The 12,371-nt window shown below is 55.7% G+C and carries 11 protein-coding genes; 4 read left to right on the plus strand and 7 right to left on the minus strand.

The window, feature by feature from the left end; genetic code table 11:
* Positions 1-84 precede the first annotated feature (84 nt).
* The 5 genes from serS to ftsK form a co-directional block, all read right to left on the minus strand.
* Positions 85-1,365, minus strand: coding sequence for a serine--tRNA ligase (gene serS / locus AACY26_RS05925; RefSeq protein ID WP_339511988.1), 1,281 nt, complete (start codon positions 1,363-1,365; stop codon positions 85-87).
* A 166-nt stretch (positions 1,366-1,531) separates the two neighbouring features.
* Positions 1,532-1,906 (minus strand): fluoride efflux transporter CrcB, encoded by a 375-nt coding sequence (crcB, locus tag AACY26_RS05930; protein ID WP_339511990.1) that lies wholly within the window; start codon positions 1,904-1,906, stop codon positions 1,532-1,534.
* Positions 1,903-3,228 carry a replication-associated recombination protein A gene (locus tag AACY26_RS05935; RefSeq protein ID WP_339511992.1) on the minus strand — a complete coding sequence of 442 codons (1,326 nt, stop codon included), beginning with the start codon at positions 3,226-3,228 and terminating at the stop codon, positions 1,903-1,905. The genes crcB and AACY26_RS05935 overlap by 4 nt, the downstream gene beginning before the upstream one ends.
* A 19-nt stretch (positions 3,229-3,247) precedes the next feature.
* Positions 3,248-3,874: an outer membrane lipoprotein chaperone LolA gene (gene lolA / locus AACY26_RS05940; protein WP_339511994.1), complete on the minus strand. Its 627-nt coding sequence runs from the start codon at positions 3,872-3,874 to the stop codon at positions 3,248-3,250.
* 29 nt (positions 3,875-3,903) lie between these two features.
* Positions 3,904-6,270 carry a DNA translocase FtsK gene (ftsK, locus tag AACY26_RS05945; protein WP_339513095.1) on the minus strand — a complete coding sequence of 789 codons (2,367 nt, stop codon included), beginning with the start codon at positions 6,268-6,270 and terminating at the stop codon, positions 3,904-3,906.
* A gap of 280 nt (positions 6,271-6,550) precedes the next feature.
* Between ftsK and trxB the strand changes: the two genes are divergently transcribed.
* The 4 genes from trxB (at position 6,551) to infA (ending at position 9,497) form a co-directional block, all read left to right on the plus strand.
* Positions 6,551-7,501 carry a thioredoxin-disulfide reductase gene (gene trxB, locus AACY26_RS05950; RefSeq protein ID WP_339511996.1) on the plus strand — a complete coding sequence of 317 codons (951 nt, stop codon included), beginning with the start codon at positions 6,551-6,553 and terminating at the stop codon, positions 7,499-7,501.
* Positions 7,502-7,587: 86 nt separating this feature from the next.
* Positions 7,588-8,277, plus strand: coding sequence for a leucyl/phenylalanyl-tRNA--protein transferase (aat, locus tag AACY26_RS05955; RefSeq protein ID WP_339511998.1), 690 nt, complete (start codon positions 7,588-7,590; stop codon positions 8,275-8,277).
* Positions 8,278-8,331: 54 nt separating this feature from the next.
* Positions 8,332-9,039, plus strand: a complete 708-nt coding sequence (locus tag AACY26_RS05960; protein WP_339512000.1) for an arginyltransferase — start codon at positions 8,332-8,334, stop codon at positions 9,037-9,039.
* Positions 9,040-9,278: 239 nt separating this feature from the next.
* On the plus strand, positions 9,279-9,497 hold the full coding sequence (infA, locus tag AACY26_RS05965; RefSeq protein ID WP_002553999.1) for a translation initiation factor IF-1: 219 nt from the start codon (positions 9,279-9,281) through the stop codon (positions 9,495-9,497).
* Between the two features lie 201 nt (positions 9,498-9,698).
* On the opposite strand, the gene clpA is transcribed toward infA, so the two are convergent.
* Positions 9,699-11,969, minus strand: a complete 2,271-nt coding sequence (gene clpA, locus AACY26_RS05970) for an ATP-dependent Clp protease ATP-binding subunit ClpA (protein WP_339512001.1) — start codon at positions 11,967-11,969, stop codon at positions 9,699-9,701.
* Positions 11,970-11,998: 29 nt separating this feature from the next.
* Entirely contained in the window at positions 11,999-12,361 is a 363-nt protein-coding gene (clpS, locus tag AACY26_RS05975; protein WP_339512003.1) for an ATP-dependent Clp protease adapter ClpS, read from the minus strand.
* Positions 12,362-12,371 lie beyond the last annotated feature (10 nt).

A 12,371-nucleotide genomic window follows, 5' to 3' on the forward strand; every position in this document is an offset into this window, starting at 1 on the left:
CAGACAACAAATCTAAAGCGGGCGCCAGAGCAGCAACCGCAATCGGTGTTAGTCGGCTAGCGGTTTACCGCTAGCTCGCGCAAGTCAGCCGATGATTTCGATACCGCCCATGTAGGGCTTGAGCACTTCAGGCACCTTGATGCTGCCATCGGCTTGTTGGTAGTTCTCAAGCACTGCAACCAAAGTACGGCCAACCGCCAGGCCTGAGCCATTGAGCGTGTGAACCAACTCAGGCTTGCCGGTTTCCGGGTTGCGGTAGCGGGCTTGCATGCGCCGCGCCTGGAAGTCGCCACAGTTGGAGCACGAAGAGATCTCGCGGTATTTATCCTGGCTCGGCACCCAGACTTCGAGATCGTAGGTTTTAATGGCGCTGAAGCCCATGTCACCAGTGCACAGCGACAGTACGCGGTATGGAAGTTCAAGCAACTGCAAAACTTTTTCGGCGTTGGCAGTGAGGTCTTCGAGCGCTTGTTCAGAGGTGCCCGGCTCAACCACCTGGACCATTTCAACCTTATCGAACTGATGCTGGCGAATCATGCCACGGGTATCGCGACCCGAAGCCCCAGCTTCGCTACGGAAGCACGGCGTGTGCGCCACGAACTTGATCGGCAACTGCTTGGCATCGAGGATTTCACCGGCGACGATGTTGGTCAGCGATACTTCAGCCGTTGGAATCAGATAGAAATCGGCTTCGCCTTCACGGCTGATCTTGAACAGGTCTTCTTCGAACTTAGGCAACTGGCCTGTGCCCTGTAGCGCCGGGGCCTGGACCAGATAAGGCGTATAGGCCTCTTCATAGCCGTGCTCGGCAGTGTGCAGGTTGATCATGAACTGCGCGAGCGCACGGTGCAGGCGAGCAATAGGGCCACGCAGCAAGGCAAAACGGGCGCCGGATAGTTTTGCTGCCGTTTCGAAATCCAGCCAACCGTGCTGTTCACCCAAGGCAACGTGGTCCTGGACCGTGAAATCAAAGGCTTTTGGCGTGCCCCAGCGACGCACTTCGACGTTGTCATCTTCGTCGGCGCCCACTGGCACCGATTCATGGGGCAGGTTTGGCAGGTTTAGCAAAATACTATCGAGCGCGACCTGGATGGCATCCAGGTCGCGCTTGCCCTGGTCCAACTCGCTGCCCATGCGATCAACTTCTGCCAACAGAGGCGCAATGTCTTCGCCGCGCTGCTTGGCCTGACCGATCGACTTGGAGCGAGCGTTGCGCTCAGCTTGCAGTTGTTCAGTACGGGTTTGCAGGGTCTTGCGCTGCGCTTCAAGTTCTTCGAAACGCGCTACATCTAGCTGAAAACCACGAGTGGCAAGGCGCTGAGCGACTTCTTGAAGTTCGGTGCGCACCAATTTGGCGTCGAGCATGCTGATATCTCAATACAAAAGTGTGAATTGCATGGCCTAAGCCATGAGACAGAATGAGTGAAGTTTAAGGGTTCAGGGCGCCGAGTGCTAAGTATCTGCTGCAAAAAGTGGTCATCTGCATGACCGCTCTAACAAAAAAGCCTGGGAATCCCTTAAATAAGCCCGTTTACATCCGCGCCAATGACAATCCGCCCCAAGCAGCCAGCAAGCCACCAATCAGGCTCGCTGCCAGATAGCCCATGGCAACCGCCGCCTGACCGCCCTCAATCAACCGTATGGTTTCCAGGCTGAATGATGAAAAAGTCGTCAAGCCACCAAGCACACCCACAGTAATACCGGTGCGCAGCTCTAGCGGAATATCGGTGCGCAGCAAAAATAGCCCGCTCAGCAGGCCGATCAAAAAACAGCCCACAATGTTGACGCTAAAGGTGGCCATGTAAAAGTGCTGCGGCCAATGGCGCTGCACCCAATAGCTGGTCAAAAAACGCAAGGTACTGCCCAGCGCCCCACCCGCAGCAACCGCCGCGACCACCTTGATCATGATTCTCTCCGTTTGCGTGGACTGGCAGCATCCTGCGCGGATAAATGCTTGAGCTTGTCGCCAATTTTCAGCTCAAGGCCGCGGGGCACCGGTTGATAATACTGGCGCGGTTCTAGCTGCTCCGGGAAGTAGTCTTCTCCTGCCGCATAGGCATCAGGCTCATCATGGGCATAGCGATATTCATCACCATAACCCAGCTGCTTCATCAATTTTGTTGGTGCGTTACGCAAATGCAGCGGCACTTCCATCGAACCGTTTTCGGCCACGTCACGCATGGCGGCTTTGAACGCGCTGTATACCGCATTACTTTTGGGTGCGCAGGCCAGATAAACAATCGCCTGGGCGACCGCCAACTCGCCTTCAGGGCTGCCCAAACGCTCCTGAACATCCCAGGCGGACAAACACAGGCTCAGCGCGCGCGGATCAGCATTGCCAATATCTTCGCTGGCCATGCGCACCACACGCCGGGCGATATACAGCGGATCGCAGCCGCCATCGATCATCCGTGCATACCAATACAGTGCACCATCCGGACTAGAGCCTCGCACGGACTTGTGTAGCGCGGAAATCTGGTCATAAAACGCCTCGCCGCCTTTATCGAAACGTCGACGACTGTCGCCCAGCAAGTCCTGCAGCAACTCCGCAGTGATCACCCCGCCGTCATCGACCAGGTCTGCCGCATTCTCCAGGAAGTTAAGCAGGCGCCGGCCATCACCGTCGGCTGCCGCCATTAGGATAGCGAAACTCTCGTCTGGCAGGCTCAGCTGCCGATCAGCCAAACCCTTGGGATCGCGCAAGGCGCGGTCTACCAGCTTACGCAGTGCGGGCTCATCCAGGCTCTTAAGCACATAGACCCGTGCACGGGAAAGCAATGCGTTGTTCAGTTCAAAGGATGGGTTTTCGGTGGTCGCCCCGATGAAAATCAGAGTGCCGTCTTCAACATAGGGCAAGAAGGCATCTTGCTGCGACTTGTTGAAGCGATGAACCTCGTCGACAAATAGGATGGTCTGCCGGCCATATTGCGCCGCATGCTGTTGAGCCACCTCGACAGCCTGGCGAATTTCCTTGACGCCGGAAAGCACCGCCGAGATGGTTTCAAAGTGCGCATCGGAAACCTGGGCCAGCAGTCGCGCCAGGGTAGTTTTACCTACACCAGGCGGCCCCCAGAAGATCATCGAGTGCAGCGTGCCCTGCTCAAGTGCCTCGCGCAGCGGCTTGCCACGGGCGAGCAAGTGCTCCTGACCGACATACTCATCCAGCGTAGTGGCTCGCAGACGCGCAGCCAGGGGTTGAGCAACAGGAGCCTTGCGAAACAAATCCATAAAGGCGAGCTACGACCTCTTACTCTTGAATGACATCCGCGCCCTTGGGCACTTCGAAGGTGAATTCAGTGTCCTTGATCGGCTGATTCATCTTCACATTGAGAAACAGGATATTGGTACGCTGGCCAATACTGTCAATCAGCTGCATGTCATTGACCACGCCGCTACGAAACGACAGGCGCAGGTTATCGAACAACGTGTCCTTGGATTTGGGCTTCAAGGTGAAATCGACCACGTTACCCGCTTCCTTGTAGCTGATATCAAAGCTTTCGCTGATTTTGGACAGATCACCAGACAACAAAAGCGCTGGGGTGTGAGTCAGGCGCTGATCCATTTTCTGGATGGTCACCTGCTCAAGATCCGGGTCGTACAGCCAGACCTGTTTACCATTGGACACCAGCAACTGCTCTTGCGGAGCGTCGGTGTGCCAGCGGAACAAGCCTGGGCGCTTCAGTGACAGCTCACCAGCAGTTTCCTGCAACTGGCTACCACTGCCATCAAGGGTCAACTGCGAGAATCGCGCAGTAATGGTTTGCGCCTGACTGAGCAGTTCGGTCAAGCGCTTGACCGCGGCACTGTCATCCGCCACGGCATTAAGGCAAGTCAGGCTCAGCACACTCAGTAACAACATGCGGAAAAGGCGCATGGGACTCCTTAAGATTCGGTTGAAAACAATTAATCGCGAACAGGGCTTGGGGCTATAACTTCACGTGAGCCGTTGGTGCTCATTGAGGTTACGACACCGGCGTTTTCCATTGATTCGATCATGCGTGCGGCACGGTTGTAACCAATCTTGAGCTTGCGTTGCACGGCTGAAATCGATGCACGGCGGCTTTCAGTCACAAAGCGTACAGCCTCGTCGTAAAGCGGGTCATCTTCGCTGTCATCACCGCCTTCGCTACTGCCTTCAAAGCCACTGCCCGACTCTTCGACGCCGGCCAGGATTTCTTCGATATAGTCCGGCGTGCCGCGCAGTTTCCAGGCCTCGACCACACGGTGAACCTCGTCATCCGAAACAAATGCGCCATGTACACGTATCGGCAAGCCGGTGCCTGGCGGCAAGTAGAGCATGTCACCATGGCCCAGCAATTGCTCGGCACCACCCTGGTCGAGAATGGTCCGCGAGTCGATCTTGCTCGACACCTGGAACGCCATCCGCGTTGGAATGTTGGCCTTGATCAAGCCGGTGATCACGTCAACCGACGGGCGCTGCGTGGCCAGGATCAAATGAATACCTGCAGCACGGGCTTTCTGGGCGATACGCGCGATCAGTTCTTCAACCTTCTTGCCGACGATCATCATCATGTCGGCAAATTCGTCGACTATCACCACGATAGTCGGCAGCGGCTTGAGCAGTGGTGCTTCGTCTTCCATGCTTTCACGGCGATACAGTGGATCCGGAATCGGCGTGCCCGCCTCGATTGCATCTTTGACCTTGCGGTTGAAACCGGCCAGGTTGCGCACGCCCATCTTCGACATCAGCTTATAACGACGTTCCATCTCGGCAACGCTCCAGCGCAGCGAGTTGGCGGCCTCCTTCATGTCGGTTACCACCGGGCAAAGCAGGTGCGGGATGCCTTCGTAGATCGACAATTCAAGCATTTTCGGGTCGATCATGATCAAGCGCGCCTCCTCAGGCGTGGACTTGAACAGAATCGACAGGATCATGGCGTTTACACCAACCGACTTACCGGAGCCCGTGGTACCGGCTACCAGCAGGTGCGGCATCTTCGCCAAATCGGTGATGACCGGCTTACCGCCGATGTCATGCCCCAAAGCCAGGGTGACAGGCGACTTGGCATCATCGTACTCGGGGGACGACAAGACTTCGGAAAAACGCACCATCTGTCGATCTTCGTTGGGAATCTCGATACCGACGGTGGTCTTGCCGGGAATGACCTCGACCACGCGCACACTGATTACCGCCATCGAACGCGCAAGGTCTTTGGCCAGGTTGGAAATACGGCTGACCTTGACCCCCGCAGCGGGCTGGATCTCAAAACGGGTAATCACCGGGCCTGGATGGACCGACTCGACAATGACCTCGACACCAAACTCCTTGAGCTTGATTTCAACCAGCCGCGACATGGCCTCAAGCGACTCAGGCGAGAATTGCTTTTGCACTTTTTCCGCAGCGTCAAGCAATGAAATTGGCGGCAATGTGCCTTCAATCGCGCTGTCGACAAAGAGCGGTACCTGCTTCTCTTTCTGCACGCGCTTGCTCTGCTCAGGCACAGCAGGTGCCGAAGGCGGTGTAATAATTGGCGCCGGACGACCTTCGCGGGCGCTCATGTGCTTGTTCAGCGAATCTTCACGCTCAATCATGCGTTCCTTGGCCTTGACTTGGTCGCGGCGATCGCGAGCCACGGGGGCCGCCACTTCCGCTACACGCTCATCAACCTCGCGCAACTGGATACGCAACTGCTTACGCTCAGTGCGAGCGCTCCACCAGCGATTGGCCAGGCTTTGGATGAGTTCAATCAAATCCAGGGTGATCTTGCCGGTCAGGTCCATGACCTTGAACCAGGATAAATCGGTAAAAATGGTCAAACCAAACAGGAACAAAGCGATCAGCAACAGCGTGCTGCCCTGCACATTCAAGGCATTTTCAGCCAATTGACCGATACTTTCACCCAGCGCGCCGCCGGATGAGGCCGGCATGCTGTTACCCGCCGGGAAGTGGATGTAGGCCAGTGCAGCACCCGAGAGCACCAGGAATACCAGGCCAATCAAACGCCAGGAAAACAGCCAGCCGCTCCACTGCCAAGGCTCATGCCGGGCGCGGAATACCTGCAAGGTCTTGACCCCAAGCAACAGGGGAAACAGATAAGCGAAATAGCCCAGCGCCATAAACAGGATGTCAGCGGACCAGGCACCAGCGCGCCCCGCCGCATTCTGCACCTGGGCGACATTACTGGTATGGGTCCAGCCCGGGTCATTTGGATCGTAGGTCAGCAAGGCCATCCAGACGTACAGGCACAGTGCTCCGAGAGCAATAAGCGCCCCTTCCTTGAGTCGATACGGTAATTGCTGACGCCACATGGGCAATTGAGCTGTAGGGCTAGTTTTCTTCAAAACGCATCTGTTCCTGTGCCATGGCCTGCAACAAAGCCAATGGCGAGTTATGACTTATCCACCTATTGTACGGGTTTAGCGGCGCGACGCCATGCTCCGTGCAGGCTTGCGCGTAGTTTTGCCGCAGACAATAGTCCTTGATTCCCGCTCAAGCCTGCTTCGGTGTAGCATAGCCGCCAAGCTATTTCCGCGCAGTTCAATTTGAGCATGCATTCTCTTTGGTGACAAAGGCTTATGAGGTGTTTCTATGAGCGAAGTCAAGCATTCACGTCTGATCATTCTAGGTTCCGGCCCTGCCGGCTACAGCGCAGCAGTCTATGCAGCACGGGCCAATCTCAAGCCTGTGATCATCACCGGCATCCAGCCCGGCGGCCAGCTAACCACCACCACCGAGGTCGACAACTGGCCGGGTGATGTTGAAGGTTTGACCGGTCCAGCATTGATGGAGCGCATGCAAAAACACGCCGAGCGCTTTGACACCGAGCTAGTCTACGACCACATCCACACCGCCGAGTTGCAGCAGCGCCCGTTCACCCTCAAAGGCGATAATGGCACCTATACATGTGATGCCCTGATTATCGCCACCGGCGCCAGCGCGCAATACCTTGGCCTGCCATCGGAAGAAGCATTCTCTGGCCGCGGTGTTTCCGCCTGCGCGACCTGCGATGGCTTCTTTTACCGCAACCAGGTCGTTGCAGTCATCGGCGGCGGCAATACTGCAGTCGAGGAAGCGCTGTACCTGTCCAACATCGCCAAGGAAGTCCATCTGGTACACCGTCGCGACAAGCTGCGCTCCGAGAAAATCCTGCAAGACAAGCTGTTCGACAAAGTTGCCAATGGCAATATGCGCATGCACTGGAACACCACGCTCGAAGAGGTCCTAGGCGATGCCAGCGGCGTCACCGGCGCACGCCTGAAAAGCACCGAAACTGGTGAAACCCAGGACCTGCCGCTCGCCGGCGTGTTTATCGCCATTGGCCACAAGCCAAACACCGACCTGTTCCAAGGCCAGCTCGACATGCACGACGGCTACCTGAAAATCAAAGGTGGCAGCGAAGGCAATGCAACGGCTACCAGTATTGAAGGCGTGTTTGCCGCTGGTGATGTGGCGGATCACGTTTATCGCCAAGCCATTACCTCTGCGGGCGCTGGCTGCATGGCCGCACTGGATGTTGAGAAGTTCCTCGACGACAACTGATACCAGCTCAGCGGGCTTATCACTCTCGGCTAACAGATGAACCGGGCGGCTGCCAATGCACCGCCCTACCCTTTCGGGCCAATTCAATGCTGACCTGGTTACAACGCGACTCACTGCACTTTCCCGCCCTCGACAAAGCCCTGCAAGAACCCAACGGACTGCTCGCAGCGGGTGGCGACTTGAGTGCCGAGCGCCTGATCATGGCTTACCGCCATGGCTGCTTCCCCTGGTTTAGTGATGGCCAGCCGATTCTCTGGTGGTCACCAGACCCACGCACGGTGCTATTTCCTGACGAACTGCATGTTTCACGCAGCCTGGGCAAAGTACTGCGCCAAGGACGCTATCGGGTCACCTTCGACCAGAACTTCGCCGCAGTCATTACCGCTTGCTCCGAGCCGCGCGCCTACGCTAATGAAACCTGGATTACCAGCAGCATGCGCGACGCCTACTTAGAGCTGCACAAGCGAGGGCTGGCGCATTCGGTTGAGGTGTGGCAAGACCAGCAATTGGTTGGCGGCCTGTATGGTCTTGCAATGGGACGGCTATTTTTTGGTGAATCGATGTTCAGTCGCGCCGACAATGCATCGAAAGTTGGCTTTGTTACCTTGGTTGAACATCTCAAAACCGCAGGCTTCGTGATGATCGATTGCCAAATGCCGACTCAGCACCTGCACAGTTTTGGCGCCAGGGCCATCAGCCGCCAACTGTTTGCCAGCACCTTGCGCCAACACCTTGATCAACCCTGCGCAATTGATTGGCAATCCTCTATCGGCTAGTCGAGTCAGCTTGTCTGGCTTACACTGATTAAAGGCATTCCACGAGAGTCAAATATGACCGAGCTGGCCCGTCTGAAGTTTTATGCGACCCAGCCTCACCCTTGCAGCTATCTGCCCGATGAACAGGCCACAACGCTGTTCCTCGACCCTAGCCAACCAATGGATGGCCAGGTGTATGCAGAGCTATCGGAAATGGGTTTTCGGCGCAGCGGCGACCATCTTTACCGTCCACACTGCCAAGGCTGTACGGCGTGTGTGCCTGCGCGCATTCCGGCAGCTGATTTCAGCCCTAACCGACAGCAACGGCGGATCATCAAACGCAACACTGATATTCAAGTCACCAGCGTTCGCCCGAGCTTTACCGAAGAGTATTACGCGCTGTATTCACGCTACATTGAGCAGCGCCATGCGGACGGCGACATGTTCCCGCCAAGTCGCGAGCAGTTTTCGACCTTTCTGGTACGCGACCTGCCTTTTTGTCGTTTCTTCGAATTCCGCCTTGACGGCCAACTGGTTGCACTCGCGGTAACCGACGTGTTGCCCAATGGTTTATCTGCGGTCTACACCTTCTACGAGCCAAGCCAGGAGCGCCGCAGCCTCGGTCGCTTCGCCATTCTTTGGCAGATAACCGAGACCGTCCGGCTTGGGCTTCATGCCGTGTACTTGGGTTACTGGATAAAAAATTGCAGGAAGATGAACTACAAGACTCAATACCGCCCCATTGAGCTCTTCATCAACCAGCGCTGGCTTAGCCTCGTGTAGACGGCTGACTAAAACAGCTTGCTTGGGTATTTTCCAAACAAGCGTGACTCAAGCAGATCATGGCGAATGACTGCCGTTTAACCGGCGTTTTGCCCATTCTGGGCCTTGATTAGGTACAGCTTGCTACCTTTTTCTGAGGATCACTTGGCGTAAGCACCTGTTTTCGGGCACAATGCACGCCGCTTTTGCCTGGCGCCAGTTGCACCGGGCCATTCATTGGATACCGAGGGCTTTACTGCATGTCGAAAGAAGACAGCTTCGAAATGGAAGGCACTGTCGTCGACACCCTGCCCAACACCATGTTTCGCGTGGAGTTGGAAAATGGGCACGTCGTAACTGCGCACATCTCCGGAAAGATGCGCAAAAACTACATCCGTATCTTGACCGGCGATAAGGTGCGCGTTGAGCTAACGCCTTACGACCTTAGCAAAGGTCGCATCACCTACCGCGCTCGTTAATACCTGCAAACCGCTTTGCGCTAACAGGGTTGAATCTACCTGGACGTTGTTTTTTTGCTTCGTCTTTAGCTTTAGCCTAGAACCTGCAGCGCAATGCGTTTAAGTGTATTTGCATAAACAGCAGATACAAAAAATGCCCGGTTATCAGCCGGGCATTTTTGTTGCTGCACCGGCCAGGCAAGCCTGGCCGGGCACTACCGATCAAGCCATCTCGGCCGTTGTCTCAAACTCGAAGGTTAGCTCACCGCCTTCAAGGTCGACATGCACCACCCCGCCATGATCTGACAGCTCGCCAAACAGAATTTCTTCTGCCAGTGGACGCTTGATCTTGTCCTGAATCAAACGCGCCATCGGACGTGCGCCCATGGTGGCGTCGTACCCCGACTCCGCAAGCCATGTACGTGCAGCTTCGCTGACTTCAAGCATGACGCGCTTGTCCTCAAGTTGCGCCTGCAACTCGGTGAGGAACTTGTCGACAATGCTCTTGATCACCTCAGTGTTCAAGCGACCGAACTGAATGATTGTATCCAGGCGATTGCGGAACTCTGGGGTAAAGCTCTTCTTGATGACCTCCATCGCATCACTTGAGTGATCCTGATGGGTGAAACCAATCGATGCACGGGCTGCCGTTTCTGCGCCAGCGTTAGTTGTCATGATCAGAATGACGTTACGGAAATCAGCCTTGCGACCGTTGTTATCCGTCAATGTGCCGTGATCCATCACTTGCAACAGCAAGTTGAACACCTCTGGATGCGCCTTCTCGATCTCATCGAGCAACAGCACACAATGCGGTGTTTTAGTGATGGCTTCTGTCAGCAAGCCGCCCTGATCAAAACCAACGTAACCTGGAGGCGCACCGATCAAGCGCGAAACGGTATGGCGCTCCATGTATTCGGACATATCGAAACGAATCAGCTCAATACCAAGCGACTTCGACAATTGACGCGCCGCCTCGGTCTTGCCGACACCTGTCGGGCCCGCGAACAAGAACGAGCCAACTGGCTTGTCTGGCGCTTTCAGACCCGCCCGCGAAAGCTTGATCGCCGTCGACAACGAGTCGATAGCGGCTTCCTGACCAAACACGGTCAACTTCAAATCGCGCTCAAGGTTGCGTAGCAATTCTTTATCAGAGCTGCTGACGTGCTTAGGCGGAATTCGCGCGATTTTAGCGACGATATCCTCAACCTCGGCCACATCAATGCGCTTAGCACGCGTTTCGATTGGCTGTAGGCGCTGATAGGCTCCCGCCTCATCAATCACATCAATGGCTTTATCCGGCATATGCCGGTCGTTGATGTAGCGCGAAGCCAGTTCAGCGGCGGCGCGCAACGCCTCATCACTGTATTCGATATTGTGGTGCTGCTCGAAACGCGCACGCAGACCGCGAAGAATACTGATGGTGTCGTCTACCGACGGTTCGACCACATCAACCTTCTGGAAACGCCTTGCCAGCGCGCGGTCTTTCTCGAAGATGCCGCGGAATTCCTGGAAGGTGGTCGAACCAATACAACGGATTTCACCCGAGGAAAGCATTGGCTTGAGCAGGTTGGATGCGTCCATGACGCCGCCAGAGGCTGCACCTGCACCGATGATGGTGTGGATCTCATCGATGAACAGAATCGCGTGAGGACGCTTGCGCAGCTCGTTGAGCAGCGCCTTGAGACGCTTCTCGAAGTCGCCCCGGTATTTGGTGCCGGCCAACAACGCGCCGAGATCCAGCGAGTAGACGATGCTGTCAGCCAGTAGATCCGGAACCTGGTTATCGACGATGCGCTTGGCCAGGCCTTCGGCGATTGCGGTTTTACCGACACCGGCCTCACCCACCAACAGCGGGTTGTTCTTACGCCGCCGCGCAAGGATCTGCGCAACACGCTCAACTTCAGTTTCGCGACCGACCAGCGGATCAATCCGACCCTGGCGGGCTAGCTCATTGAGATTGCTGGCAAAGGAGTCCAGCGGATTACCGGAAATCGAAGATTCACCGCCTTCTTCATCGCCCATGTCCTGCTCACCGTCAGGCTGACCACCGTGCCCCGGCACCTTGGAAATGCCATGAGCAATGAAATTGACCACATCAATGCGCGCAACACTTTGCTGCTTGAGCAAAAATACCGCTTGGCTTTCTTGCTCGCTGAAAATGGCAACAAGCACATTGGCACCAGTGACTTCGCGCTTGCCGGAGCTCTGCACATGAAAAACCGCGCGCTGCAAGACACGCTGGAAGCCCAGAGTTGGCTGGGTTTCGCGCTCTTCGTCGTGCAGCGGGATCAGTGGCGTGGTTGAATCGATGAACTCCAGCAAATCGTGCCGCAGCTTATCGAGGTTTGCACCACAGGCTCGCAGCACACTGGCTGCAGCCTCATTGTCCAATAGGGCCAGTAGCAAATGCTCTACTGTCATGAACTCGTGACGCTTTGTACGAGCCTCCTTGAATGCCAAGTTGAGGGTAACTTCGAGCTCTCGATTTAACATAGCTTCACCTCATGCCCAAGCGAACGGTACTAACCGTCCTTCTCGATCTCACAGAGTAGTGGATGCTGGCTTTCTTTTGCGTACTGGTTTACCAGCATTGCCTTGGTTTCGGCAACATCGCGGGTAAACACACCGCATACGGCCCGCCCTTCTGTATGGACGGTCAGCATAATTTTGGTTGCCAGCTCGCGATTTAGGCTGAAAAACGTCTCCAGCACCTCCACCACAAAATCCATTGGCGTGTAGTCATCATTAAATAAGACAACTTTGTACATTGGCGGCGCCTGCAGTGCGGGCTTTGACTCCTGCACAACAGTGCCTGTGGAGTCGTCCTCATGATGTGCAGGTTGATCCTGATTGAATGTTAGTCGAATCTGGCTACTTGCATGCATGGTTGTAAAA

This window comes from Pseudomonas sp. RL_15y_Pfl2_60 (assembly GCF_963970595.1).
Classification (GTDB): Bacteria; Pseudomonadota; Gammaproteobacteria; order Pseudomonadales; family Pseudomonadaceae; genus Aquipseudomonas.